Here is a 24,824-nt window from a genome sequence, read left to right as displayed (position 1 = left end):
TCGTCATTGCGAGCGCAGCGAAGCAATCCAATCTGCCGCCGCGGAGGGATTCTGGATTGCTTCCGCCTTCGCTAAAGCTTCGGCGGACAAGTCGCTGCGCTCGCAATGACGATGTGGAGAGAGTGTGCGCCACACTCCGTTCTCGTGCCGGACGCAGCGCAGCGTCTCTTCGACGGTGCGTTGCAGCGCTTCCGGGACACGAGAGTGGGGCGGCGTTCTAGCCGCTGAGTATCCTCCGGCAAGCTTCGACGAACACCTGGGCGCCGGTGACGATGTCGACGTCGGCGGTGTTCTCGGTCCAGTGATGGCTGATGCCGCCGATCGACGGTACGAACAGCATGCCCGCGGGCATGATTGTCGCCAGCATCTGCGCATCATGGCCGGCACCGCTGGGCATGCGAATGGATCGTCCGCCGGCCAGAGTCTTGCTCGCGGCTTCGATCGCGTCCTGGATGCCTGCCTTCATCATGGCCGGCGCGCCGGTGCGCAGTTTTTCCACGGTGACGGTGCAGGGACCCTTCGCACTGGCCTCGTCCGCCATGCTCCGCAGCAGCTCTTCCAACCGGGCGATGACGGAAGGATCGTCGTCGCGGATCTGGAACAGCATTTCGGCGCCACCCGGAATGATGCTCGGCGCGCCCGGATCGAGCGTGATGCGGCCGGTGGTCCAGACCGTGCGCGGACCGCAGCTCTCGGGAAAACGCTCGTCGATGGCGACGCAGAACTTTGCCAGCGCCAGCCCGGCATCCTTCCGTGCAGCCATGCGGGTGGTGCCGGCGTGATTCTGCTCACCGACGAAATTGATCTGGTATTGCCAGATGCCGACGATGGAGGTGACGACGCCGACCGCAAGGCGACCGCTTTCGAGCGTGTCGCCCTGCTCGATATGGGCTTCCAGATATCCGACGTGCCGGCCCGGCTCGGCGGTGATGCGCGGTCGTCCTGCGAGCCCCATGTCGGCGAGTGCGTCCCGCATGGTGCGGCCGCTGGTGCGGTCGCGTGCGGCATCAATGTCGGCCTCGCTCACTTGCCCGACATAGGAGCGCGAACCGAGGAAGTGCCCAAAGTGTCCTTCCTCGTCGCACCAGGCGGCAATCTCGACCGCGCCTTCGAGCGAGGGATCGGCATTGAGCACGCGCGCCGCTTCGAGCGCGTAGACGACACCGAGCGGGCCGTCGAGCCAGCCGGCGTAGTTCTGGCTTTCGAGATGCGATCCCGCGAGCAGCTTGGGTCCCGCCTTTGCGCTGGTGCCGAAGACATTGCCGATGCCGTCGATCGCGGCGGAGAGGCCCGCGTCGGGCAGCTTCCGCACCAGCCAATCCAGCGAAAGCTTGTGCGGTTCGGAGAAGGTCGGTTTGTGCACGCCGGTCTTGTAGGCGCCGATGGCACGGAGCGCATTGAGATCGGCGAGAACGCGCTCGCCGTTTGCGCGTGAAAAGGTGTCAGGCATGTTCGGCAACCTTCAACGCCTCGGTGCGGATCTCCTCGACCAGCCGTTCCTTCAACTGGACGAATTCGGGCGTGGTCTTGATCTTGTAGGAGCGCGGATGCGGCAGGCCCACGTTGATCTCGGCTTTGATGCGGCCGGGACGTGCGCTCATGACGATGACGCGGCTGCCGAGGAAGATCGCTTCCTCGATGTCGTGGGTCACGAACAGCACGGTCTTCTGGTCGCGCTCCCAGATCCCGAGCAGCATTTCCTGCATCAGGGCGCGCGTCTGGTTGTCGAGCGCGCCGAAGGGCTCGTCGAGCAGCAGGATCTTGGGATCATTGCCGAGCGCGCGCGCGATCGCGGTGCGCTGCTGCATGCCGCCGGAGAGCTGTTTCGGCCAATGGTTCTCGAAGCCGGACAGACCGACCTGGCGGATGAAGCCATCGGCGACCTTGTTGCGCTCCACCTCGGACACGCCGCGCTCGCGCAGGCCGAAGGCGATGTTCTCGCGCACTGTCAGCCAGGGAAACAACGTGTAGGACTGGAACACCATGCCGCGATCGGCGCCGGGGCTGGTCACCTCGCGTCCGTCGAGCACCACACGTCCGCCGGTCGGGCGATCGAGGCCGGCGACGATGCGAAGCAGCGTGGACTTGCCGCAGCCGGAAGGGCCGAGGATGGTGACGAAGTCGTTGTTGCCGATCACAAGATCGGTCGGCTCCAGCGCCCTGGTCGGGGCGTTGCCGTGGCGCGCGGGAAAGGTTCGCGAGACCTGTTCGATCTTGAGGATCGTCATGCGAGCCTCCAGGGAAACAGCCAAGCGTTGAACGCCTTGAACAGGAAGTCCGAGACCAGGCCGATCAGCCCGATCACGATGATGCCGAAGATGATCTGGCCGGTGTTGAGCAGCGCCTGGCTGTCGGTGATCATGTGGCCGATGCCGGAGGAGGAGCCGATCAGTTCAGCGACGATGACATAGGTCCAGGCCCAGCCCAGCACCAGCCGCAGGATCTCGGCGATCTCAGGCGCGGAGGAGGGCAACAGCACGCGGCGGATGATGCCGCGGTCGCTGGCCCCCAGTGTATAGGCCGCCTCGACCAGGTCGCGCCGCGTCGTGCCGACGGTGACCGCGATCATCAGGATGATCTGGAACACCGAGCCGATGAAGATGACGAGCAGCTTCTGCAGCTCGCCGATGCCGGCCCACAGGATCAGGAGGGGAATGAAGGCGGAGGCTGGCAGATAGCGCGCAAAGGAGACGAACGGTTCGAGGAACGCCTCGACCGGCTTGTACGCGCCCATCAGCACGCCGAACGGCACCGCGATGAGTGCGGCCAGCACGAAGCCGCCGACGACGCGCCAGATCGTCATGCCGATGTCGAACAGGAAGCCCTGTTTGATGATCAGATCGACGCCTTCCTGCACCATGGTCAGCGGGTTGGCGAGGAATACTTTCGACACGTGGCCGCCGAAGGTCGCCCAGGACCAGAGGGCAACGAACACTACGAAGAACGCAAGGCCGTAAGCCACGCGCTGCCTTGACGTCACGGGATCGAGGGGACGCATCAAACTGTCTATCCGGGCGGTGAATAAGTTTACCGGCCCCGCCGCGAGACGGGGCCGGCGGTTCCTGGGAGGCTTACTTGATGTAGCTGGCGTCGAAGAGATCCTCGACCTTCGGCGCGGCCTTGATGATCCCGATCTCCAGCAGGAGGTCGGCGGCCTCCTTGTTGAAGGTCAGGAAGTCGCCGGCGAAGAATTTCTGGTTCGCGGCCTTGTCCTGCCAGCGCAGATACTTCGCCGAGTTGCCGAACGCCTCGCCGCTCTGCTTCACGTCGGCGCCCATGATCTCGTAGGCCTTGGCCTGGTCCTTGGCGATCATGTCGAGGGCCTCGAAATAGCTGTCGGCGAGCGCCTTGGCGGCCTTCGGGTTCTCGGTGAGGAATTTCGGCGTGCAGCCGAACGTGTCCATGACCATCGGATAGTCGAGCGTGGTCGCGATGATCTTGCCCTTGTCGGGGGCGGCACGAACCGTCGACAGATACGGCTCATAGGTCATCGCGGCATCGTTCTGGCCGGAGACGAAGGCCTGCGCGGCCGCGGCCGGCTCGAGATTGACGACGGTGACGTCCTTTACCGACAAGCCGTTCTTCTTCAGCATCCAGGCCAGCGCGAAATAGGGCGAGGTACCGGGCGCGGAAGCCGCAACCGTCTTGCCCTTCAGATCCTTGATCGCGGCGAGCTCGTTGCGCACGGCCATGCCGTCGGCGCCGTAGCTCTTGTCGAGCTGGAAGATCTGCTTGGTCGCGACGCCGTTGGCGTTCCAGGAGATCCAGGTCTCCACGGTCGTTGCCGCGCACTGGACGTCACCGGAGGCGATTGCGAGATGGCGATCCTTCTGCGGAATCTTCTTGATGGTGACCTCGAGGCCGTTCTTCTTGAAGATGCCGGCTTCCTTCGCCAGCGTCAGCGGCGCGAAGCCGGTCCATCCGGAGATGCCGACGCCGACCTTGACGTCGTCGGCGAGCACCGGGGTGGAAGCTGCGAGGGCAATGATTGTCGCAAATACTTTTGAACTACGCATGATTGTCGTCCTCTTGCCGATCGATGGATTGACGTCCTGTTGATCTCGGTCGGTCCTCATGGACCGTTGCCCGAAGCGTTGCACGATTTGTGCCGACACGTCCCCTCAGCCTCCCTTGAATCGGGCGACAAGGCGGTGAGAGTCACCGGGATAGAGCAGCCGCACCGCGGTAATCGTGCGCGCGCTGCGCCAGGTATAGCGGTCGATCACGAGGCAGGGTGCGCCGACGGCGATGTCGAGCGCCTCCGCCGTGCGATCGTCCGCGACGATAGCGCTGATCGTATGCTCGGCCTCTGTCCATGGAACATGGTGAAGCAGCCACGAGCCGGGTGGCTCACGCGAAAAATCCGCGGTCGCTGCGTCCGGCACCGACGCGAGATCGATCAACCTGTCCTCGACGGCGAAAGGTACGTCGTCGGCGCTGTGGCGGCAGGTGATCGCGACCACCCTGCCGGCCTTCTTGACACCGAGGCGGTCACGGTCGGCCGCGGTCGCGGCGCGGAGCTTGCGACCGATCAGCTCGTAACCGTAAGCGCGCCCGAGCGCGGTGATCTCGGCGCGCATGTCGGCGATCTTGAGCACGGCAGACTGATGTTGCGGCCGGCGGACGAAGGAGCCGGCACGTCGCCGTCGCTCGATCAGGTCGGCTTGCGCGAGCTCCGACAGCGCCTTGTTCACGGTCATGCGCGAGCAGCCGTAACGCGCCACCAGCTCGTGCTCGAACGGGATGCGATGCCCGGGCGGCCACTCGCCGGTCAGGATGCGCTTCTCGATATCGGCGCGAATCCGTTTGTAGAGCGTCGGCTGGTCCGGTGTATCAGTAGCGAGACTCATGCAACGAGCCTCCGCACCGATGTGTTGAAGTGTTCGCGCGCGGCCTGGCGCAGTCTGTGCCGGCCGCCCTCGACGACCTTGTCGCCGCCGGCCCAAACGCAATCGATCGCACCGCTGCCCGCGGCAAAGATCCAGCCGTCGATGGCGGCGTCGCGCGCGCGCCCCGCCAGCGAGGGATGCGTGGTGTCGAGCGTGACGATGTCGGCGCGCGCACCGGATGTGAGACCGACTGACATCTGTGCCAGTGCCCGCGCGCCGCCTGCAAGCGCATGATCGAACAGCGTGCGTCCCGTCGAGCGCCCCGCGCCGGCGGAGAGCACGTTGCGCTCGCGGTGCTTGAGCCGTTGGCCATATTCCAGCTGGCGCAGCTCGTCGGCGACGCCGACCAGCACGTTGGAATCCGTGCCGATGCCAAAGGCACCGCCGGCACCGACGAATTCGCGAGCCGGGAAAATGCCATCGCCAAGGCTCGCCTCGGTAACGGGGCAGAGGCCGGCGACCGCGCCGGTCTTGGCGAGGGCGGCCAGTTCCTCATTCGTCGTATGGGTGGCGTGAATGAGGCACCAGCGTTGATCGACGGGCGCGTGCTCCAGCAACCATTGCACCGGACGTCGTCCGGACCAGGCCAGGCAATCCTCGACTTCCTTCACCTGCTCGGCGGCATGAATATGGACCGGGCCGCCGTCCGCGAGCGGAAGGATTGCCGCAAGCTCGGCCGGCGTCACAGCGCGCAAACTGTGCGGCGCGACGCCGATGTTGGCACCCGGCAATGTTGCGAGCGCCTTGCGCGAGGCGCTCACCAGCGCGGCGAACTGATCAACCGTGCAGATGAAGCGGCGCTGGCCGGCATGCGGTGCTGCGCCGCCAAATGAGCCATGCGCATAAAAACTCGGCAGCAACGTCAGCGCAATACCCGAGGCTTCGGCGGCCTGCGCGATGCGTGCGGCCATTTCGCCGATGTCGGCGTATGGCGAGCCGTCGCGATCGTGATGCAGATAATGGAATTCGCCGACGCGGGTAAAACCCTGCTCCAACATCTCGACATAAAGCAGTGTCGCGACCGCCGCGACATCGTCAGGCGTCATCGCCAGCGCGAAGCGGTACATCGTCTCGCGCCAGGTCCAGAAAGTCTCGGTGCTATCGCCGCGCAGTTCTGCGAGACCCGCCATGCCGCGCTGGAAGGCGTGGCTGTGCAGGCTAGCAAGTCCCGGAAGCGCGATTTGGTGGCGTTCGTCGCCGTCGGCCGGGGCCACATCCGGCGTCACCTCGGCGATCGCGCCGGCGGTGATCACCACCTGCACGTCATTGGCCCAGCCCGAGGGCAGGAGCGCGGAGGCGAAATGCAGTCGTGTCATGTTTCCATGCCGGCTGGACAGAACCGCGACACGATTATATGTCTAGACATATAAGTCAAGCATCCCACGCGAAGGGACAGTTGCATGGCAGAACGCTTCGACCGGATCTGGCATAACGCCCGGCTCGCCACGATGCGGGCCGACCGTCCCGATCTCGGGGAGATCGAGCACGGCGTGATCGCCTCGCGCGCCGGCCGTATCGTCTATGCGGGTGCGCAGACCGATTTTCCGGCGAATGCCGATACAGCCGAACGCATCGATTGCGAAGGGCGTTGGATCACGCCCGGTCTCGTCGATTGCCACACGCATCTGGTCTATGGCGGCAACCGCGCTCATGAATTCGAGCTGCGCCTGAAGGGCGCGAGCTACGAGGAGATCGCGCGGGCCGGCGGCGGTATCGTCTCGACAGTGGCCGCGACGCGCAAGGCAAGCGAGGCCGAGCTCGTAGCACTCGCGCTGCCGCGGCTCGATGCGCTGATTGCTGAGGGTGCCACCACGGTCGAGATCAAGTCCGGCTACGGCTTGGACACCGAGACCGAGATGCGGCAGCTGGCCGCCGCGCGCACTCTGGGCCGACAGCGGCCGGTCGCGATCCGCACGTCGTTTCTTGGCGCGCATGCGCTGCCGCCAGAGGCCGATGGCGACAAGGATCGCTACATCGATCTCGTCTGCAGGGAGATGTTGCCTGCGGTCGCGAAGGCGGGCCTCGCCGATGCGGTCGATGCCTTCATGGAAGGTATCGCATTTTCCGGCGAGCAGACGACGCGGGTGTTCGAGGCAGCGAGGCGGCTTGGCCTGCCGGTCAAGCTGCATGCCGACCAGCTCTCGAACCTCGGCGGCGCTGCGCTCGCCGCAAAATTCTCGGCGCTCTCGGCCGATCACCTCGAGCACACCGACGAAGCCGGTGCAGCGGCGATGGCAAAAGCTGAAACGGTGGCCGTGCTGCTGCCCGGCGCCTTCTACTTCATCCGCGAGACGCAAAAACCGCCGGTCGAGGCATTCCGCAAGCACGGCGTTGCCATGGCGCTGGCGACCGACTGCAATCCGGGCAGCTCGCCGCTGACATCGCTCCTGCTCGCCATGAACATGGGCGCGACGCTGTTCCGGATGAATGTGACCGAGTGCCTTGCCGGTGTCACTCGCGAAGGCGCGCGAGCGCTCGGCGTGCTCCATGATATCGGCACCCTCGAGGCCGGCAAATGGTGCGACCTTGCGATCTGGCACATCGAGCGCCCTGCCGAGCTGGTCTACCGCATCGGCTTCAATCCGCTGCACCGCCGGGTGTGGAGGGGACAGTGACGGAGCCGCGCGCGCCGATCGTTGTCAAGCCGGGAACGGTCAGCCTCGATGATCTCGCGCGCGTGCTCGAAGGCGCATCTGTCGTTCTCGATCCCTCGTTCTGGCCGCGCGTCGACGCGGCCGCGGAGATCGTAGCAAGGGCCGCGCGAGCGGATGCTCCCGTCTACGGCATCAACACCGGCTTCGGGAAGCTGGCGTCGAAGCGCATCCCGCCCGATCAGACCGCGCTGCTCCAGCGCAATCTTATCGTCTCGCATTGCTGCGGCGTCGGTGCGGCGACGCCCGAACCGATCGTCCGCCTGATGATGGCGCTGAAGATCATCTCCCTCGGGCGCGGCGCCTCCGGCGTGCGCCGCGGGGTGATCGAGCAGCTGCAGGCCATGCTGGCGCGGCGCGTCTCACCGCTGGTGCCGCAGCAAGGTTCGGTCGGTGCTTCCGGCGATCTCGCGCCGCTCGCGCATATGACCGCTGTGATGATCGGCGAAGGGCAGGCGATCGTCGACGGCACGACGGTGTCGGGCAGCGAGGCGCTCGCGGCCGCCGGCCTGCCGCCACTGACGCTCGGTCCCAAGGAAGGGCTCGCGCTGATCAACGGCACGCAATTCTCCACCGCCTACGCCGTCTCCGGCGTGCTGCGCGCATTTCGCATGGCTCGCGCTGCGCTGGTCACCGGCGCGCTGTCGGTCGATGCGGCGATGGCCTCGACGGCGCCGTTCCGCCCCGAGATCCAGTCGCTGCGCGGCCATTCCGGACAGGCCGCGGCTGCGGCAACCCTGATGGCGCTGCTCGACGGCAGCGACATCCGCCTGTCGCATCTCGAAGGCGACGAGCGCGTGCAGGATCCCTATTGCCTGCGCTGCCAGCCGCAGGTTGCGGGCGCGGCGCTCGACCTGATCGTGCAGGCGGCGCGGACGCTTGTCGTCGAGGCCAATGCCGTCACCGACAATCCGCTCGTGCTGGTCGAGACCGGCGAGATCGTCTCCGGCGGCAACTTCCATGCCGAACCGGTGGCTTTTGCCGCGGATACCATCGCGCTCGCGCTGTCGGAAATCGGTGCGATCAGCGAGCGGCGCATCGCGACGCTGGTCGATCCCGCGCTCAATTTCGGCCTGCCGCCGTTCCTCACTCCCGATCCCGGTATCAATTCCGGATTCATGATCGCCGAAGTGACGGCGGCCGCGCTCTATGCCGAGAACAAGCAGCGCGCCGCCGCCTGCTCGATCGACTCGACCCCGACCAGTGCCAACCAGGAAGACCATGTCTCGATGGCCGCGCATGCTGCGCGGAGGCTGTCGGACATGGCCGACAATCTCGCCACCATCCTGGGCATCGAGCTGCTGGTCGCCGCCCAGGGCATCACGCTGCGCGCGCCGCACGCAACCAGCGCGCCGCTCGCTGCCGTCATCGCCACACTTCGCGAGAAGGTGCCGCCGCTCGGCGCCGACCGCTACATGGCCGGCGATCTCTCCAAGGCTGCAGCGCTGGTCGAGGCCGACGCGCTGCCGGCTGCGGCGCTCGCCGTGCTTTCAACCGACCCGTTTCCGACACTTGCCTGACGAGGTGTTCCGCATGAACCGCCGACTGGACAATGACCGCACCATCCGCGCACCCCGCGGCAGCGAAATCAGCGCCAAGAGCTGGTTGACGGAAGCGCCCCTGCGCATGCTCATGAACAATCTCGATCCCGACGTTGCAGAACGTCCGAGCGAGCTCGTGGTGTATGGCGGCATCGGCCGCGCTGCGCGCGACTGGGAGAGCTTTGACCGGATCGTTGCTTCGCTGCGCGAGCTTGAAGATGACCAGACGCTGCTGGTCCAGTCCGGCAAGCCGGTCGGTGTGTTCCGCACCCATGCCGACGCGCCGCGTGTCCTGATCGCCAACTCCAACATTGTGCCGCACTGGGCGACGCTCGACCATTTCAACGAGCTCGATCGAAAGGGCCTGATGATGTACGGCCAGATGACGGCCGGTTCCTGGATCTATATCGGCAGCCAGGGCATTGTGCAGGGCACCTACGAAACCTTCGTTGAAGTTGGCCGCCGCCACTATGGCGGCAGCCTTGCCGGCAAATGGATTCTGACCGCCGGTCTCGGCGGCATGGGCGGCGCGCAGCCGTTGGCTGCGACCATGGCCGGGGCTTCGATGCTGGCGGTCGAATGCCAGCCGAGCCGCATCGAGATGCGTCTGCGCACCGGTTATCTCGATCGACAGGCCGCGACGCTCGACGAGGCGCTTGCGATCATGGCGGAGGCGACGAAGACGATGAAGGCCATCTCGGTCGGCCTGCTCGGCAACGCCGCGGAGATTTTTCCCGAGCTGGTCCGCCGCGGTGTCAGGCCCGACATCGTCACCGATCAGACCAGCGCGCACGATCCGATCAACGGCTATTTGCCGAAGGGCTGGACACTCGCCGAGTGGGAAACCAAGCGCGCCGCCGACCCCAAGGCCGTGGAGCGCGCCTCGAAGACCTCGATGGTCGAGCACGTCCAGGCCATGCTGGATTTCCATGCGCAGGGCATTCCGACGCTCGACTACGGCAACAACATCCGCCAGATGGCGCAGGACATGGGCCTGAAGAACGCCTTCGATTTTCCCGGCTTCGTCCCCGCCTATATCCGTCCCTTGTTCTGCCGCGGCGTCGGGCCGTTCCGCTGGGCCGCGCTGTCGGGCGATCCCGAGGACATCTTCAAGACCGACGCCAAGGTCAAGGAGCTGATGCCTGACGACAAGCACCTGCACAATTGGCTCGACATGGCCAGGGAGCGCATCAAGTTCCAGGGCCTGCCGGCGCGGATCTGCTGGGTCGGGCTCGGCGATCGCGATCGCCTGGGCCTTGCCTTCAACGAGATGGTGGCGCGTGGCGAATTGAAGGCACCAATCGTGATCGGGCGCGACCATCTCGACAGCGGCTCGGTGGCGAGCCCCAACCGCGAAACCGAAGCGATGAAGGACGGTTCGGACGCTGTGTCCGACTGGCCCTTGCTCAACGCGCTGCTCAATTGCGCCAGCGGCGCGACCTGGGTGTCGCTGCATCACGGCGGCGGCGTCGGCATCGGCTATTCCCAGCATGGCGGCATGGTGATCGTCGCCGACGGTACGCCGGAAGCGGCGAAGCGCATCGCGCGCGTGCTCTGGAACGACCCTGCCAGCGGCGTCATGCGCCACGCTGACGCGGGTTACGAGACCGCGATCGAATGCGCCCGCGAAAAAGGGCTCGATCTGCCGAGCCTGGCGACGTAGCCAGGCTCAGTCGCGCGCCAGGAGCCTCGGCATCGTGGTCTTCGCACCGTCCATGAAGGTCTGGACGGCATCGCGAACGATCGCGTCGAGATCTGCCGGGATTGGCGTCGCGTAGATGAATTTGCGGATCGCGAGATAGAAAATGCGGCCGTGCAGGCCCCAGAACAGCTCGGTCTCGCGCTCGCCGAGCGGAAGTGTCTTTGCTTCGGGCAGTTTCAGGTCGTGGCGCAGTTCGCCGGCCGCCGGCTCGATGATCTCGCGCCTGATGATGTCGAGATAGCGGCCGGTGATGCCGAACGACTTCATGCCGGAGAAGACGAAGATCCGCACCCAATTGTATTCGAACACGCGTTCGACATAGTCGAGATAAAAGCGCGTCAGCCGGGCCTCGAGCGATAGCGAGCGGTCGCGGATCATCGGACCCCAATCGGGCGACCAGCGGCTGAGATAAACCTCTTGGTAGACACGCTCGATCAGCGCTTCCTTGCTCGGGAAGTGGCGGTAGATCGCCGAATGCGTGATTCCCAGGCGCTTGGCGAGCTCGCGCGTCTGCCCCTCGAAGCCGCGCTCGGCAAAGAATCGGATTGCCTCGTCCAGGATGGCGCGCTCGCGGTCGGCCGCACGCATGTTGCGGCGCTTTGGCGCGGACTTGCTGCCTGTCTCGGACCGCTTCCGGACCGGTCGCTTCGCCGTTTTCTGCGCTTTGCGGGCCATTTCGTCGCTGAATCGCACGTCCCGTCGTCTTCATAGCCCAACGCGCATTTGTAACCAAATGGTCATTTCCTGTTGACCGACTTCCGATGGCGTGTCAGGATTTTGAGACCAGATGGTTACAAATCTGGCGTCCCGGCTGATGAGCCGAGGAATCCGAGGAAACGGCGGTGAAGGCGAGGGCTTTCAGCTATTTTCGCGCTGCGACGATCGACCAGGCGTTGGATGCTCACGCGCGCGCCGGCGACGATGCGCGTTTCATTGCCGGCGGCCAGAGCCTCGTGCCGGCGTTGTCGCTGCGGCTGCAGGCGCCGCGGCTGCTGATCGACATCACTCATATCTCCGAGCTGCGTGGCGTCAGGCGTGAGGGCGGATATTTGCGCATCGGTGCGTTGACGCGCCATTGCGAGATGCTGAGCGAGCCGCTGATCGCCGAATTCGCGCCGCTGTTGCATGCGGCTGCGCCCTTCGTCGCCCATCCCGCGATCCGCAACCGCGGCACGTTCGGCGGCAGTGTCGCGCAGGCCGACCCGGCTTCCGAATTTCCGGCGATGACGCTGGCGCTCGATGTCGAGATCGAGATTGTCGGCCCTTCGGGCAGCCGGCGCGTCAAGGCCGACGACTTCTTCGTCGACCTGTTCGAGACGGCTTTGCAGCCCGGCGAGCTCATCACCGCGGTCTTCGTCCCGCTGTTCAAGGCCGATCAGCGCTTTGCGTTTGACGAATTGGCCCGGCGGCGCGGGGACTATGCCCTGGTCGGTTGCGGCATGCTCGCAACCTGCACCGGCGAGCGCATCGATGACATAAGGATCTCGTTCTTTTCTGTCGGCAATACGCCGACGCGGGTGAAGGGAACGGAGGCTACGCTCATCGGCTCGAGCCTTGGCACCGAACGCATCGCCGCCGCGCAGGCCGCGCTCGAAGGTGATCTGACGCCACCGGATAGCGACGAGGTGCCGCCGGCGATGCGGCTGCATCTTGCCCGCGTATTGCTCGGACGCATGCTCGGACGTCTCGGAGCGGGCGGATGAGCGGCTTCGACGGATCCCTCCTGGATGATGCGGACGAGACCGTGCGCGTTCGCTTCACCGTCAACGGCCGCAAGGTGGCCTGTGAGGTCGCGCCGCGCGAGACGCTGGTCGATTGCCTGCGCAACGCGCTCGAGCTGACAGGCACGCATGCCGGCTGCGAGATGGGCGCCTGCGGCGCGTGTCTCGTCCAGCTCGACGGCAAAGCCGTGCACGCCTGTCTGATGTTCGCGGTGCAGGCTGACGGCGCCAGGATCGATACGATCGAAGGTCTCACGGAGAGCGGCGTGATCGCCGACCTCCAGGCTGAATTCCACCGCCGCAACGCTCTGCAATGCGGCTTTTGCACGCCGGGCATGCTGGTCAACGCGCACGAACTCCTCTCGCAGGTGACGCGGCCAAGCCGCAAGGACATTCGTGACGCGCTGTCGGGCAATTACTGCCGCTGCACCGGCTATGAAGCCATCGTAGATGCCATCGACGCGGTGGCAAAAGCCCGCAGCGAAAGCGGAGGCGTGACATGAGCGCGCCGCTGACCTCACTGGATCGCCCGAATTCCTATATCGGCCGCTCCGTGCCGCGCCCGAACGCCAAGCGGCTGCTCGCCGGGCGCGGGCGCTATGTCAGCGATCTCAGGCTGCCGCGGATGCTGTATGCCGCGTTCCTGCGCAGCCCGCACGCGCATGCGAAGATCATCTCGATCGATGCCGGGCGGGCGAGCGCGCTCGAAGGCGTGCATCTCGTTGCGACCGGTGCCGATCTCGCCAAGATCTGCTCGCCCTGGACCGGCACGCTCGACCATTTCAAGGGGATGATCTCGGCACCGCAATTACCGCTGCCGCTCGACCGCGTGGTCTGGGCCGGGCAGGCGGTGGTTGCAGTCGTTGCCGAGAGCCGTGCGATCGCCGAGGATGCGCTGGAACTGATCGAGATCGACTACGAAGACCTTCCGATCGTCGCCGATATCGATAGCGCGCGTGAGAGCGGCGGGCCGCTGATCAATCCTGGCAGTGCCAACAATGTCTGCTTCCGCAGCCAGCTCGACAACGGCAGCGTCGACGACGCCTTTGCGCATGCGGCCCACGTGGTGGAGGAGGAGTTGTCCTTCGGCCGCCATACCGCGGTGACGCTGGAGCCGCGCGCCATCGTTTCCGATTACGATCCTTCGGCCGAGATGCTCACCGTGCATCACGCGACACAGACGCCGTATCAGTTCCAGGATCTCTATTCGCGCCACTTCGGCATTCCGGAGGCCCGCGTTCGCGTGATCGCGACCGACATCGGCGGCTCCTTCGGGATGAAGCTGCATGTCTATCATGAGGACATGGCCGTGGTCGGCCTCTCGATCCTGCTCGGCCGTCCCGTCAAATACGTCGCCGACCGCATCGAATCGTTCGTCTCCGACATCCATGCCCGCGACCACCGCGTCCGCGCCCGGATGGCGCTTGATGCCAAGGGCGAGATCCTTGCGATGGACGTGCTGGACCTGACCGCAATCGGGGCGTTTTCGACCTATCCGCGTACAAGCGTGGTGGAGGGCAACCAGGTCATCCGCCTGATCGGCGCGCCCTATCGCTTCAAGAACTACCGCGCGACGCTCGAAGTGCTCTTCCAGAACAAGGTGCAGACCAGCCAGTATCGCGCGGTCGGCCATCCCATCGCCTGCGCCGTCACCGAGCGGCTGGTCGACATGGCCGCGGCGAAGCTCGGTCTCGATCCCTTGGCGATCCGAGCGCAGAATGTCATCGCCGATGATGCCTATCCGCAGACCTCGCCGACCGGCTACCGTTTCGAGGCGTTGTCGCATCAGGCCTGCCTGAAGCGGCTGCACGAGATGATGGATTATGACGGGCTGCGCGCCGAGCAGGCGGAGTTGCGCAAGGGCGGCATCTATCGCGGGATCGGCATCGCGGCCTTTGTCGAGATCACTAATCCAAGTCCGGCGTTCTATGGCGTTGGCGGAGCTCGTATCTCCTCGCAGGACGGTGCGATCATCAGCCTGACGCCATCAGGCGAAGTGCGCTGCCTGATCTCGGTCACGGAGCAGGGGCAGGGCACCGAGGCGATCATCAGCCAGATTGTGGCAGACCAGCTCGGCCTCGCGCAGGAGCACGTCAAGGTCATCACCGGCGATACCGAGGTGACGCCCCATGGCGGTGCGACCTGGGCCTGCCGCGGCGCCGGCATCGGGGGCGAGACCGCGCTCCAGGCCACGCGCGCGCTCAGGCGCAATATCCTGGAAATCGCCGCGCTCATCCTCCAGGAGCAGCCATCGGCACTCGACATCATCGATGGCGAGGTCGTCGATGCTGGCACGCGAAACCAGCGGATGCCGATCTCTGAGATCGCGCGCATTGCCTATTTCCGTTCCGATACGCTACCGCCGGGCACGCAGGCCCAGCTCACCGTGAGCCATCACTTCGCGCCACAGGGCTATCCGTTCGCCTTCACCAACGGCATCCAGGGCTGTTCGCTGGAGGTGGACGTCGAGACTGGCTTCATCAAGATGTTGAAGCATTTCATCGTCGAGGATTGTGGCCGGGTCATCAATCCGATGCTGGTAGACGAGCAGCTCCGCGGTGGCATCGTGCAGGGATTGGGCGCGGCGCTGTTCGAGGAGTGTCGCTACAGCGAGACCGGCCAGCTCGTGAACGGCTCGCTCGCCGACTACCTCGTCCCGATGCCGATGGAGATGCCTGACATCGTCATCGCCCATGTCGAGACACCGACCGCCGACACCGAGCTTGGCGCCAAGGGATGCGGTGAGGCGGGCACGGCGGCGGCGTCGGCCTGTGTGCTGAACGCCGTCAACGACGCGCTCGCACCGTTCGATGCAACGATCAATTCCATCCCGATCACGCCTACAAAAATCCTGAAAGCCCTGAAGCGATTCTAGAAAAAGATAATTGGAGGAAATCATGCCCAAGTCCGCTTCCACCTCGAAAATATCCCGCCGCACCGCGCTCGCCGGTCTCTCGGCAAGCGCGGCACTGCTCGCCATGCCGCGGCTCGGGCGCGCTGCCGACGAAACGATCCGCATCGGCTTTCCGACCCCGCTGACCGGCCCGTTCGCTGCGGAGGCGCGCGACCAGGTCAAATGCGCCGAGCTCGCGGTCAAGCTCGCCAACGACAAGGGCGGCATCGGCGGCCGCAAGGTCGAGCTGTTGGTGCGCGACGATAAGCTCAATGCCGGCGAGGCCGCGACCCGTACGCTGGAGCTGATCGAGAAGGACAAGGTTCACGCCGTGGTCGGCGCGCTCTCCAGCGCCGTGCAGCTCGCGGTCAACGAAGTCACCCGCGCCCGCGGCGTGATCTATGTTTCGATCAGTCAGTCCGACACCATCAACGAGGTCAAGGATTTCAGCAAATACACCTTCCACGAGGCGCTGAACCCGCACATGACGACCGCCGCCGTGGCACGGCAGACCCTGAAGAAGGGCATGAAGGTTGCCCATCTCGTCGCAGATTACGCGTACGGGCATGAGATGCTGCGCGGCTTCAAGCGCGCGCAGGCGGCGATCGGCGCGGATAGCGTCGGCGAGATCCTGCATCCGTTCGGCGCTGCCGACTATTCCACCTTCATGCCGCGCCTGATGTCGCTGCGGCCCGACGTGCTCTGCATTTCCAATTTCGGCCGTGACCAGGCCAATGCGATCAAGCAAGCGGTGGACTTCGGCGTCAAGCAGCAGATGAAGATCGTCGTGCCGGTGATCCTGCACAACCAGCGGCTCGCGGTCGGCCCCGACGTGTTCGAGGGCGTGGTCGGCGGCGCCAACTATTACTGGGGCCTGGAGACGCAGAGCAAGTCCGCCGCCGCTTTCAACACCGCCTTCAAGGCAGCCAATGGCGGCGCCATCCCGACCGACTACGGCGCCTACGGTTATGCCGGCGTCGGGTCGCTGCTGGCGGCCATGCAGACCGCGGGTGGCACTGATACCGACAAGGTGGTCGATGCCCTGGAGAAGCTGCAATACGACCTGACCAAGGGTCCGCAGCACTACCGCAAATGCGACCACCAGTCGGTGCAGCCAGTGCTGGTGCTGGAGTCCAAGAAGAAGTCCGCCATGGCCAACGACAACGATCTGTTCGCCATTCTCGCCAACGACACTGGCTCCGACGACATGTTGCGCAGTTGCAGCGAGCTGGGCCACGCGACCTGAAGCCTGGGCAATGGACCTGTCGCTGATCATCATGCAGCTTCTTTCCGGGATCGCCCTTGGGGCGGTCCTGGTGATCACTGCGCTTGGACTGACGATCGTGTTCGGCATGCTCGGGGTGGTCAATTTCGCTCATGGCGCGCTGTTCATGATCGGGGCCTATGCGGGGCTGTATTTGGCGTCTCTCACCGGAAGCTTCTGGTGGGGATTGCTGCTGGCGCCCATCCTGATCGGCGCCTTCGGCATGCTGATCGAGTTCGTCCTGATCCGAAGGCTCTATGGGCGCTCGATCGACGATCCACTGCTCCTCACTTTCGGCCTCAGCTACATCCTGGTCGAGGGCGTCCGGATCGTGTTCGGCAGCGACGGCATCCCGTTTCCGACCCCGCCGCAGCTGATCGGCGTGCTCGATCTCGGCATCGGCTTCTTCCCGCGCTACCGCCTGTTCGTCATTGCGCTGGTGGCGGTGGTGCTCCTGGTGCTCTGGCTGACGCTGGAGAAGACGCGGATCGGCTTGATCGTGCGTGCGGGCGCCCGCGATCCCACCATCATGCAGGTGCTCGGTGTCGACATCGGCCGGGTCTGGCTCGCGATCTTCGGGCTAGGCGTCGGGCTGGCCGCGCTCGGCGGCGTGCTCGCGGGTCCCATGCGCAGCGTCAATCCGGAGATGGGATCGCTGGTGCTGGCGGAAGCCTTCGTGGTGACCGTGATCGGCGGCCTCGGGTCGATCGTCGGGGCTGTCGTCGCAGGCCTCATGGTCGGCATCTCGATCAGCCTGGTCGCGCTGTTCGCGCCGGAGATGGCGACCATCGTCATGTTCGCGCTGATGGCCGTGGTGCTGCTGATCCGCCCGCAGGGCTTGTTCGGCATCAGAGGGAGGGCCGCGTGACCTCACCATCGAGCGGCGAAGCGGTCGCCAAACTCTCGTCCGTCGGGCTCGGCCGGCTTCTCGACCAACGCGTGTTGCTCTCGATCGGGGTGCTGGCTGTGTTGCCTTGGCTGTTGCCGTCCTACGCGCTGGCCGTCAACGTCCTGATCTACGGCGTCGTGGTGATGGGCTACAATCTGCTGTTCGGCTACACGGGGTTGTTGTCGTTCGGCCAAGCCGCGTTCTTCGGTGCGGGCGCCTACTTCACCGGCATTGCGATCGGCCGTTACGGCGTGCCCTGGTTCGCCGCGGTCCCGATCGCCGTCCTCCTCAGCACAGGCCTCGCCGCCGCGATCGGCATCGTCTCGACGCGCACGCGCGGCATCTATTTCTCCATGGTGACGCTTGCGCTGGCTCAGCTCGTTTATTACGTGGCGCTCCAGGCCTCGTCCTTCACCGGTGGCGAGAATGGCCTGCGCGGCTTTACCGTCGATCGCATCAGCCTGTTCGGCTTCCCCGTCAATTTCCTCGACCCCGTCAACAAATATTATGTGCTGATGGCCTTCGCCGCATTGGCGATGTGGTTCCAGTCGCGCATCCTGAACTCGCCCTTCGGCGCCGTGATCGAGGCCATCCGCGAGAACGAGCAGCGGGCGCGGGCCTGCGGCTATGACGTCGAGCGCAGCAAGCTGATCGTGTTCATGCTGTCAGGCGCGATCTCCTCGCTCGGTGGCTGCATGCTGGCGCTACATCTGTCGATCGTGCCGCTCGACATCCTGCACTACCAGACCTCGGGCATGATCGTGATGATGGTGCTGCTCGGCGGCGCGCGCAGCTTCTTCGGGCCGTTCGTTGGCGCGGCGGCGTTCCTGATTCTGGAGGACGTCATCTCGGTCTGGACCCCGCACTGGCAGCTCTTCGTCGGCGCGATCTTTGTCCTGTTCGTGCTGTTCCTGCCCAAGGGCATCTGGGGCACGCTGCTCGACACATTGGGTGTCGGAAAGGCGCGGCCATGAGCGACGAATTGCTTCGTGCCGAGGGGATAGGCAAGCACTTCGGCGGCTTCGTCGCGCTCGAAGGCATCACCGTGTCTTTTGCGGCCGGACAGCTCACCTCGATCATCGGGCCGAATGGCGCTGGCAAGAGCACGTTCTTCAACATCCTCTCCGGCGCGCTGACACCGACGTCAGGCAAGCTGCATTTCAGAGGACGCGAGCTGAACGGCCTTCCGCAGCATCGGTTCGTGCATCAGGGCATCTCGCGCTCTTATCAGATCACAAACATCTTCCCGGACCTGTCGGTGCACGAGAACGTCCGCGTGGCGGCGCAGGCATTGACCGTGAGTTACGACATTTGGCGTAACCGCGCCCGACTTACAGAGCTCAATGCCCGCGCCGATGCTGCACTCGACGCAGTCGGGCTATCTGGCAGGCGCGCCGAACTGGCGAAGTTCCTGTCGCATGGCCAGCAGCGCGCGCTGGAGATCGCGATTGCGTTGGTCTCGGAGCCGGAATTGCTTCTGCTCGACGAGCCGACCGCTGGTATGGGGCCGGAGGAGACCAAGGACATGGTCGCGCTGCTCGAACGGCTCGCCGAGAAGCGCACCGTGCTTCTCGTCGAACATAAGATGAAGATGGTGCTGGGCCTATCCAAGCGCGTCGTGGTGCTGCATCATGGCCGCCTGCTTGCGGACGGCGCGCCCGATGAGATCAGGAGCAATCCGGAGGTCCGCCGGGTCTATCTCGGACAGAGTGAAGGCTATGGCTGAGACTGCACTGCTCGAAATCAGGGATCTCCACGCCTGGTATGGCGCGAGCCACGTCCTTCACGGCATTTCCTTGCATGTGCAGCCCGGCGAGGTCGTTGCCCTTGTCGGCCGCAACGGGGCCGGGAAGACCACCACGCTGCGGTCGATGATGGGCCTGATGCCGAAGGCGACGGGTCGCGTGCGGTTTGCGGGCCGGGAGCTTCTGCAGCTGCGCGCCCATCAGCGCTTCCATCTCGGCCTTGCTTACGTCCCCGAGGAGCGCCGCATCGTCCCCGGTCTCTCCGTGCGCGAGAACCTTCGTCTCGGCCTCGTCGCGGCAGGAAGCGACATCGATGAGCGCGTCGCGATCGACGAGATCGCCGAGACCTTTCCGCGCCTGAAGGAGCGCCTCGACCAGGAGGGTGTCACGCTGTCAGGCGGCGAGCAGCAGATGCTGGCGATTGCACGCGCCTTGATCGCAAAGCCTAAGATGCTTCTGCTCGACGAGCCGTCGGAGGGCATCATGCCTGTCCTGGTCGAGGAGATGGGCGTGCTGTTCCGTCGCCTGCGCGACGAAGGCAAGACGCTGCTCCTGGTCGAGCAGAACGTCGAATGGGCGCTGCGGCTCGCTGACCGTGCCGTGATCATCGATCAGGGTGAAGTCGTGCATCAAAGCAGCGCCGCGGCGCTGCTGGCGGACAAGGACATCCAGGAGCGCTACTGCGCGGTCTGACTTTAGGCCACGACCCTGGATACGGCGCCGCCGAGGCGCTGGCCTTCCCTGGCGAGATACTCGTCGATGGCGTCGCCATGCATGGGCTTGGCGAAGTAGTAGCCCTGGATGAAGTCGCATCCCAGCCGGCGCAGGGTGTCGAGCTGAGCGCGGGTCTCGACGCCCTCGGCGACGGAGGCGATCTCCATGTCGTCACAGAGGCCCGTGAGGGACTTGATGATCTTGTGGCTCACTGGATTGTCGTTGACGTCGGCGATGAAGCTGCGGTCGATCTTGATTTTGTCGAGCGGCAGCCAGTGCACGTGGCTCAGCGAGGAGTACCCGGTGCCGAAATCGTCCAGCGAAATGCCGCAGCCCATCGCCTTCAATGCCGCGATCGACTGTTGTGCGCGTACGAAATCGAAGGTGACGGCGGTCTCGGTGATCTCGAAGTCGATCCGGTGCGGCGGTAGCCCGCTCTTCTCGATGATGGTGATCAGCGGCAGGATGCCCTCGGGCGAGCAGACGTCGTGGGCGGACAGGTTGAACGACAGGCGGATGTGGTCGGGCCAGGTCCTGGCCGTCGCGAGCGCGCGTACCAGGAGCGCCTGCGTCAGCGGCCGGATCAGGCCAATGCGCTCGGCGGCCGGAATGAAATCGGCCGGCGAAACCAGGCCGAGGCGGGAGCTGTGCCAGCGCGCCAGGACCTCGAAGCCGGCGGTATGCTCGCTCATGGCGTCCACGATCGGCTGGTACACCAGGTCCATCTCGGTGCTGAAATCGGCAGTGCGCAGCAAATTCTCGATGACGCCGCGGCTGCGGATCTCGGCCTCGAGCTCGCTCGAGAAGATCACGTTGCGGCCGCGCAGATGGCGCTTGGCGTGATAAAGCGAATAGTCGGCGCATTCATAGAGCGCTTCTGCCGTCGTTGCCGATTGCGGGAACAGCGCGAAACCGATCGAACAGGACAGCCCGGTATGGGCGGTGTCGAGCTGGTAGGGCAGCTTGACCTGGTCACCAACTCGTTCGCCGAGCCGCATCAAATCCGCATCGTCAGGGTCGCCGCACACGACGAGGCCGAACTCGTCGCCGCCGAGCCTGGCGAATTCCACCCGCTGCGGGCCGAAGCCCTCGCAGACCTCGCGGATGCGCCGGCCCGCCTCGATCAGAACGCGGTCGCCAACCGAATGGCCGTAATTGTCGTTGATCGGCTTGAAGCCATCGAGGTCGATGATCCCGACCGCGACGCGAACGTTTCTGCGCTCGGCATCGGTGAACGCGCTCGACAGCTCGGCGAAGAAGCGGCGGCGGTTCGGCAGCTCGGTGAGGGAATCGAGGTTGGCGAGGCGGAAGTTCTCGTCCGATAGGGCTTGGGTGGCCGCCTGCTGCGCCAGCAGCGATTTGCGGCTGGCGACGAGGTCGGCGAAGTCGCGATAATAGATGAACAGCACCGTCACCATCGCACCGGTGACCAGCAGATTGTTGACGGCCATCGCCTCCAGCGTCGGTTCGCCCGTGGCGAAGTAGAACAGCACGTAGGGCACGTCGACGACCAACGTCACGATCAGCGCTGCCGAGCGCAGATGCATCAGCGAGAAGATGCAGCCGATCACGGTCACCGCCATATAGAAGGCAACCTGACTCTTGGCGAAAGCGTCGCCGTAGGGATACAGGGCAAACGACCAGAGAGTAAAGCCGGCGGCGATCGGCGCTGCAATCCAATTGGTGAGGCGCAGGTTGCGCAGGATGTCGGCATCGTTGCGGACGACACCGCGCTGGCGCAGCCACCAGAATGTGCGAAAGCCTGTCACCGCGATCAACACGGCCGGCACGATCATACTGAGCGAGGCCGGTGCCAGCGGCACATAGGTATAAGCCACCGCGATCGTGTTTGTGATCAGGATGAAATAGAGTAGCGGGATCTGTTTCGAGAAGGCGTCGAATTGCGCGCGCATCAGCTCCGGATTGTCGGCCGGCACCCGAAACAGCTCTGCAACGGCAGCTAGATGTGACTTCAAATTGGTGACAGGCATTGCAATATCAGCCCTGAATTTCCTCAAAACGCGGGCGATCTTGCACGGCGGCGGTAAAGGGGGCGTTAGATTGGAGTCCTCGCGAGAGGTTCGACGCGCCGCGGATCTTCTCGATCCGCGCACCGGTGAGGCCGCGTTAACGATATCCGGCGGCGGAAGTGCGGGGATTGGCTGAAAGAGAGCTTGCATAAATTGCGGCTACGCTCTGCTAACCATATGCGCCAGCGGAGCGTATTGTCGCATCGACACAGTGCGAGCCGGCATGCCGGCTCCGCCTCTCCCCCGGAGAGAAGGAGAGGTGAAGATAGCGCGAGACGATCGCTATTTCTTCTCGAGCGCGGCGGTCTGCTTGGCGAGCTGCTTGTCGAAATCTTCCGACAGGGTTGTGGAGTAGGCTGCGAGTTCACCCGGCTTGACGAACGGGTTCGGTGCGCCGTCCTTCATTTCGGCGCGCTTGGCCTGCATGCCATAGACCTCCGGATGCGGCCCGAGCAGCACGTCGATCTTCATCGCCTTCACTTTGGCGTAGGTCGCACGGTAGTCGTCGACGATTCCGGCGTGGGTCGGCTGGCCGACCAGCCGGTTCAACGCCACCGTGCCGCTACAGAAGAACAGCACCTCGCGGTCCTGATTGCCGTCCTTGACGGTCATCTCCCAACTCGTGCAGCCGGGCGAATGGCCGGGGGTGGCGTGAGCCGTCAGCGTGGTGTCGCCGAGCGTGATCTTGTCGCCTTCCTTCACGGCGCGATCGACCTTCACTGCGGGGAAGGCGAGGTCCTCGTTCTTCTCGTCGCCAGGATAATAGCCGCCTTCCAGCAGCGGCTTGTCGCGGTCGCCGGCGATCAGCTGCGCGCCGGTCTCCTTCTTGATTTCGGCGAAACCGCCGGTGTGGTCGAAATGCGCGTGCGTGTTGAGGATGATCTTGATGTCGGAGACCTTGAGACCGAGCTTGGCAATGTTGTCCTTGATCATGCCGGTGGATTCCGGAAGCGCCGTATCCATCAGGATCAGGCCTTGTGAGGTCTTGATGATGTAGACGGCGATGCCGTCAGTGCCGATATAGTAGATGTTGCCGATGAGCTGGAACGGCTCGAACGGCGTGGTCCATTTCTTGGTGACCACCGCCAGGAAGTCCTTGACGGTCTGCGCCTGCGCGCCGGTTGCGAGGAACGCCAGCGCGCACAGCGCGGCCGTGAGCTTCTTCATGGTTTGTCTCCCGGGATTGTTCTTGCAGATTGTTCTTGCAGATTGTTCTTGTCGTCTTGATCGGGCGCGGCCTTCGCGCGGCCGACCGGCAAGCTACGTCGTGCGAGGTGCGGCAGCAACGGCCACGTGTCTGAAAAAGTTCGTGGCATGCGCGGAATAGCCGTGTCTGTCCGTTTTGAGCATGGCGGCCATTGCGGTAACGCGGCCGGGCGGGATTTGACCACGCGCAGGCGGCTCGTCATACTTTGCGCCAAGGCGAGCCAGAAAGACTCGTCGGCATCGGGAGCTGAAATGACCAATTCGTTGTCCGTCCTTGCGGGGACTCTGATTTCCCTCGTCTCCTTCACGTCGATTGCCTTCTCGCAGCCGGCCTGCGTCACCCAGAACATGGTGGTGCCGCCTGGGGCCAACAGCACCGACAAGGCGGGCCCGTTCTTCATCGATACGACGGGTCTCGACTTCAAGACGGCGCCTCCGACGCGTGATCCCTCCAATCCCAATTATCCACGCGCCACGGAGCTTCCTGACGGAACGCTGCCGCCACCGGATGCCGAGGGCAATTTCATCATCGGTCCCACCCACAATCCTGCGCCGGAGACGATCGCGAAGGAGGGCGTGCCGCGTGGGACGACAAAGTCCTTCACGTTGTCGTCGAAGGAGAGCACCATCTACAATCCGGGTCTGATCCGCGACGATCTTGCTGGTTGCACCAATTCCTCGATCATGACGACCGTCACGGCGCCGGACGACAAGTCGCACATGATCGTCACCACCAGCCATCCCGGCGTCTGGTCGCGCACCATCGACGTCTATGTGCCGGCGCAATATGTGCGCGGCAGCGAGGCGCCGTTCATCGTGGTCGGCGACGGTGGCTCCAACGCCTACAAGGATCTCGCCGTCACGCTGGACAATCTGATCGCGCAGCGCCGCGTGCCGCCGATGATCGCGATCCAGATCGGCAATGGCGGGCAGGACGCGCAGGGCAGTCAGCGCGGCCGCGAATATGACGCGGTGTCAGGCGCCTACGCGCAATTCGTCGAGCGTGAAGTGCTGCCGCTGGTCGAAAAGAACGCCGAGGTCAGGCTGACCAAAAATCCCGATGGGCGTGCGACCATGGGGCTGAGTTCAAGCGGCGTGGCAGCCTTCACGATGGCGTGGTTCTATCCCGATCTCTATCACCGCGTGCTGGCGTTCTCGCCGACCATGGTCAACCAGCAATGGCCGCATGACCCGTCGCTGCGCGGTGGCGCCTGGGAATATCACAGCGCATGGCCGGGGCCGGCCACACCCAATCTCATCTCCAAGGCGGGCGTGCTCACGCCGGCCGAGCCGCCCGGCGTGCCGCTGATCGTCGCTGCGCCGACCAAGCCGATCCGCTTCTGGTTCTTCGGCGGCGACCAGGATCTGTTCTATCCGAACCCCACCATTCCCGACGGCATGCACGACTGGACCCTCTCCAACGCGCTGATGGCCAAGGTGCTGGCGGAGAAGGGCTACCACTATCAGTTTCTGTTCGTACGCAACGCCAAGCACGTCGACCGGCCCACGATCGCGCAGACGCTGCCGTCGGCGCTGGAGTGGGTCTGGAAGGGCTATCCGCTCCCCTGAGCGAAGTGGC

Annotated in this window: 21 protein-coding genes; 12 read left to right on the top strand and 9 right to left on the bottom strand. The window is 64.7% G+C overall.

Annotated elements, in window-relative coordinates:
- Positions 1-217: 217 nt before the first annotated feature.
- The 6 genes from IVA75_RS16555 to IVA75_RS16530 all read right to left on the bottom strand — a co-directional run bounded on the left by IVA75_RS16555 (position 218) and on the right by IVA75_RS16530 (position 6,205).
- Positions 218-1,450: a Zn-dependent hydrolase gene (locus tag IVA75_RS16555; RefSeq protein WP_247290687.1), complete on the bottom strand. Its 1,233-nt coding sequence runs from the start codon at positions 1,448-1,450 to the stop codon at positions 218-220.
- On the bottom strand, positions 1,443-2,228 hold the full coding sequence (locus IVA75_RS16550) for an ABC transporter ATP-binding protein (RefSeq protein ID WP_247290685.1): 786 nt from the start codon (positions 2,226-2,228) through the stop codon (positions 1,443-1,445). The genes IVA75_RS16555 and IVA75_RS16550 overlap by 8 nt, the downstream gene beginning before the upstream one ends.
- Positions 2,225-2,998, bottom strand: coding sequence for an ABC transporter permease (locus IVA75_RS16545; RefSeq protein WP_063995399.1), 774 nt, complete (start codon positions 2,996-2,998; stop codon positions 2,225-2,227). Before IVA75_RS16545 ends, IVA75_RS16550 begins: the two co-directional genes overlap by 4 nt.
- 73 nt (positions 2,999-3,071) lie before the next feature.
- A complete protein-coding gene (locus IVA75_RS16540; protein ID WP_247290683.1) occupies positions 3,072-4,016 on the bottom strand; it encodes an ABC transporter substrate-binding protein in 945 nt (314 codons plus the stop codon).
- A 105-nt stretch (positions 4,017-4,121) separates the two neighbouring features.
- Entirely contained in the window at positions 4,122-4,850 is a 729-nt protein-coding gene (hutC, locus tag IVA75_RS16535) for a histidine utilization repressor (protein ID WP_027566503.1), read from the bottom strand.
- Entirely contained in the window at positions 4,847-6,205 is a 1,359-nt protein-coding gene (locus IVA75_RS16530) for a formimidoylglutamate deiminase (protein WP_247290672.1), read from the bottom strand. Before IVA75_RS16530 ends, hutC begins: the two co-directional genes overlap by 4 nt.
- Positions 6,206-6,289: 84 nt before the next feature.
- Here IVA75_RS16530 and hutI point away from each other — a divergent pair, with 84 nt between their 5' ends.
- From hutI to hutU, 3 genes are read left to right on the top strand one after another with little or no spacing between them, the layout of a single operon-like run.
- Positions 6,290-7,504 (top strand): imidazolonepropionase, encoded by a 1,215-nt coding sequence (hutI, locus tag IVA75_RS16525; RefSeq protein WP_247290661.1) that lies wholly within the window; start codon positions 6,290-6,292, stop codon positions 7,502-7,504.
- Complete coding sequence (gene hutH, locus IVA75_RS16520) at positions 7,501-9,060, top strand: histidine ammonia-lyase (protein WP_247290659.1); 1,560 nt, start codon at positions 7,501-7,503, stop codon at positions 9,058-9,060. Before hutI ends, hutH begins: the two co-directional genes overlap by 4 nt.
- Before the next feature lie 13 nt (positions 9,061-9,073).
- Positions 9,074-10,744 (top strand): urocanate hydratase, encoded by a 1,671-nt coding sequence (gene hutU, locus IVA75_RS16515; RefSeq protein WP_247290658.1) that lies wholly within the window; start codon positions 9,074-9,076, stop codon positions 10,742-10,744.
- A gap of 6 nt (positions 10,745-10,750) precedes the next feature.
- Here hutU and IVA75_RS16510 read toward each other — a convergent pair whose 3' ends face one another.
- Positions 10,751-11,371: a TetR/AcrR family transcriptional regulator gene (locus IVA75_RS16510; RefSeq protein WP_027566508.1), complete on the bottom strand. Its 621-nt coding sequence runs from the start codon at positions 11,369-11,371 to the stop codon at positions 10,751-10,753.
- 254 nt (positions 11,372-11,625) lie between these two features.
- Here IVA75_RS16510 and IVA75_RS16505 point away from each other — a divergent pair, with 254 nt between their 5' ends.
- Genes IVA75_RS16505 through IVA75_RS16470 form a run of 8 tightly spaced genes read left to right on the top strand, consistent with a single transcriptional unit; the run spans position 11,626 to position 19,988 of the window.
- Positions 11,626-12,486 carry a xanthine dehydrogenase family protein subunit M gene (locus tag IVA75_RS16505; protein ID WP_247290656.1) on the top strand — a complete coding sequence of 287 codons (861 nt, stop codon included), beginning with the start codon at positions 11,626-11,628 and terminating at the stop codon, positions 12,484-12,486.
- A complete protein-coding gene (locus IVA75_RS16500; protein ID WP_247290654.1) occupies positions 12,483-13,007 on the top strand; it encodes a (2Fe-2S)-binding protein in 525 nt (174 codons plus the stop codon). The genes IVA75_RS16505 and IVA75_RS16500 overlap by 4 nt, the downstream gene beginning before the upstream one ends.
- On the top strand, positions 13,004-15,379 hold the full coding sequence (locus IVA75_RS16495) for a xanthine dehydrogenase family protein molybdopterin-binding subunit (protein WP_247290643.1): 2,376 nt from the start codon (positions 13,004-13,006) through the stop codon (positions 15,377-15,379). Before IVA75_RS16500 ends, IVA75_RS16495 begins: the two co-directional genes overlap by 4 nt.
- A 22-nt stretch (positions 15,380-15,401) precedes the next feature.
- Positions 15,402-16,643, top strand: a complete 1,242-nt coding sequence (locus IVA75_RS16490) for an ABC transporter substrate-binding protein (RefSeq protein WP_247290641.1) — start codon at positions 15,402-15,404, stop codon at positions 16,641-16,643.
- Positions 16,644-16,653: 10 nt separating this feature from the next.
- Entirely contained in the window at positions 16,654-17,529 is an 876-nt protein-coding gene (locus tag IVA75_RS16485; RefSeq protein WP_247290639.1) for a branched-chain amino acid ABC transporter permease, read from the top strand.
- Complete coding sequence (locus IVA75_RS16480; protein ID WP_247290637.1) at positions 17,526-18,524, top strand: branched-chain amino acid ABC transporter permease; 999 nt, start codon at positions 17,526-17,528, stop codon at positions 18,522-18,524. Before IVA75_RS16485 ends, IVA75_RS16480 begins: the two co-directional genes overlap by 4 nt.
- Complete coding sequence (locus tag IVA75_RS16475; RefSeq protein WP_027566515.1) at positions 18,521-19,276, top strand: ABC transporter ATP-binding protein; 756 nt, start codon at positions 18,521-18,523, stop codon at positions 19,274-19,276. The genes IVA75_RS16480 and IVA75_RS16475 overlap by 4 nt, the downstream gene beginning before the upstream one ends.
- On the top strand, positions 19,269-19,988 hold the full coding sequence (locus tag IVA75_RS16470) for an ABC transporter ATP-binding protein (RefSeq protein ID WP_247290635.1): 720 nt from the start codon (positions 19,269-19,271) through the stop codon (positions 19,986-19,988). Before IVA75_RS16475 ends, IVA75_RS16470 begins: the two co-directional genes overlap by 8 nt.
- 2 nt (positions 19,989-19,990) lie before the next feature.
- On the opposite strand, the gene IVA75_RS16465 is transcribed toward IVA75_RS16470, so the two are convergent.
- Together IVA75_RS16465 and blaBJP are read right to left on the bottom strand one after the other, a co-directional pair.
- The gene (locus IVA75_RS16465; protein ID WP_247290633.1) at positions 19,991-22,000 is read right to left on the bottom strand and encodes an EAL domain-containing protein; all 2,010 of its coding nucleotides are present in this window, start codon (positions 21,998-22,000) and stop codon (positions 19,991-19,993) included.
- Positions 22,001-22,321: 321 nt separating this feature from the next.
- The gene (gene blaBJP / locus IVA75_RS16460) at positions 22,322-23,206 is read right to left on the bottom strand and encodes a BJP family subclass B3 metallo-beta-lactamase (protein ID WP_027566518.1); all 885 of its coding nucleotides are present in this window, start codon (positions 23,204-23,206) and stop codon (positions 22,322-22,324) included.
- 291 nt (positions 23,207-23,497) lie between these two features.
- Between blaBJP and IVA75_RS16455 the strand changes: the two genes are divergently transcribed.
- Complete coding sequence (locus tag IVA75_RS16455; protein ID WP_247290631.1) at positions 23,498-24,814, top strand: alpha/beta hydrolase-fold protein; 1,317 nt, start codon at positions 23,498-23,500, stop codon at positions 24,812-24,814.
- Positions 24,815-24,824: the final 10 nt, after the last annotated feature.

Source organism: Bradyrhizobium sp. 134 (assembly GCF_023074155.1).
In the GTDB taxonomy this organism is placed as follows: domain Bacteria; phylum Pseudomonadota; class Alphaproteobacteria; order Rhizobiales; family Xanthobacteraceae; genus Bradyrhizobium.
The sequence above is the reverse complement of the archived record's forward strand: the minus strand, read 5'-3'. Positions and strand labels throughout refer to the sequence as shown.

Excerpts from the sequence above, each read along its gene's own strand:
- IVA75_RS16555 (WP_247290687.1), bottom strand. The coding sequence starts at position 1,450 with ATGCCTGACACCTTTTCACGCGCAAACGGCGAGCGCGTTCTCGCCGAT.
- IVA75_RS16550 (WP_247290685.1), bottom strand. The coding sequence starts at position 2,228 with ATGACGATCCTCAAGATCGAACAGGTCTCGCGAACCTTTCCCGCGCGC.
- IVA75_RS16545 (WP_063995399.1), bottom strand. The coding sequence starts at position 2,998 with ATGCGTCCCCTCGATCCCGTGACGTCAAGGCAGCGCGTGGCTTACGGC.
- IVA75_RS16540 (WP_247290683.1), bottom strand. The coding sequence starts at position 4,016 with ATGCGTAGTTCAAAAGTATTTGCGACAATCATTGCCCTCGCAGCTTCC.
- hutC (WP_027566503.1), bottom strand. The coding sequence starts at position 4,850 with ATGAGTCTCGCTACTGATACACCGGACCAGCCGACGCTCTACAAACGG.
- IVA75_RS16530 (WP_247290672.1), bottom strand. The coding sequence starts at position 6,205 with ATGACACGACTGCATTTCGCCTCCGCGCTCCTGCCCTCGGGCTGGGCC.
- hutI (WP_247290661.1), top strand. The coding sequence starts at position 6,290 with ATGGCAGAACGCTTCGACCGGATCTGGCATAACGCCCGGCTCGCCACG.
- hutU (WP_247290658.1), top strand. The coding sequence starts at position 9,074 with ATGAACCGCCGACTGGACAATGACCGCACCATCCGCGCACCCCGCGGC.
- IVA75_RS16510 (WP_027566508.1), bottom strand. The coding sequence starts at position 11,371 with ATGCGTGCGGCCGACCGCGAGCGCGCCATCCTGGACGAGGCAATCCGA.
- IVA75_RS16500 (WP_247290654.1), top strand. The coding sequence starts at position 12,483 with ATGAGCGGCTTCGACGGATCCCTCCTGGATGATGCGGACGAGACCGTG.
- IVA75_RS16495 (WP_247290643.1), top strand. The coding sequence starts at position 13,004 with ATGAGCGCGCCGCTGACCTCACTGGATCGCCCGAATTCCTATATCGGC.
- IVA75_RS16490 (WP_247290641.1), top strand. The coding sequence starts at position 15,402 with ATGCCCAAGTCCGCTTCCACCTCGAAAATATCCCGCCGCACCGCGCTC.
- IVA75_RS16485 (WP_247290639.1), top strand. The coding sequence starts at position 16,654 with ATGGACCTGTCGCTGATCATCATGCAGCTTCTTTCCGGGATCGCCCTT.
- IVA75_RS16475 (WP_027566515.1), top strand. The coding sequence starts at position 18,521 with ATGAGCGACGAATTGCTTCGTGCCGAGGGGATAGGCAAGCACTTCGGC.
- IVA75_RS16470 (WP_247290635.1), top strand. The coding sequence starts at position 19,269 with ATGGCTGAGACTGCACTGCTCGAAATCAGGGATCTCCACGCCTGGTAT.
- IVA75_RS16465 (WP_247290633.1), bottom strand. The coding sequence starts at position 22,000 with ATGCCTGTCACCAATTTGAAGTCACATCTAGCTGCCGTTGCAGAGCTG.
- blaBJP (WP_027566518.1), bottom strand. The coding sequence starts at position 23,206 with ATGAAGAAGCTCACGGCCGCGCTGTGCGCGCTGGCGTTCCTCGCAACC.
- IVA75_RS16455 (WP_247290631.1), top strand. The coding sequence starts at position 23,498 with ATGACCAATTCGTTGTCCGTCCTTGCGGGGACTCTGATTTCCCTCGTC.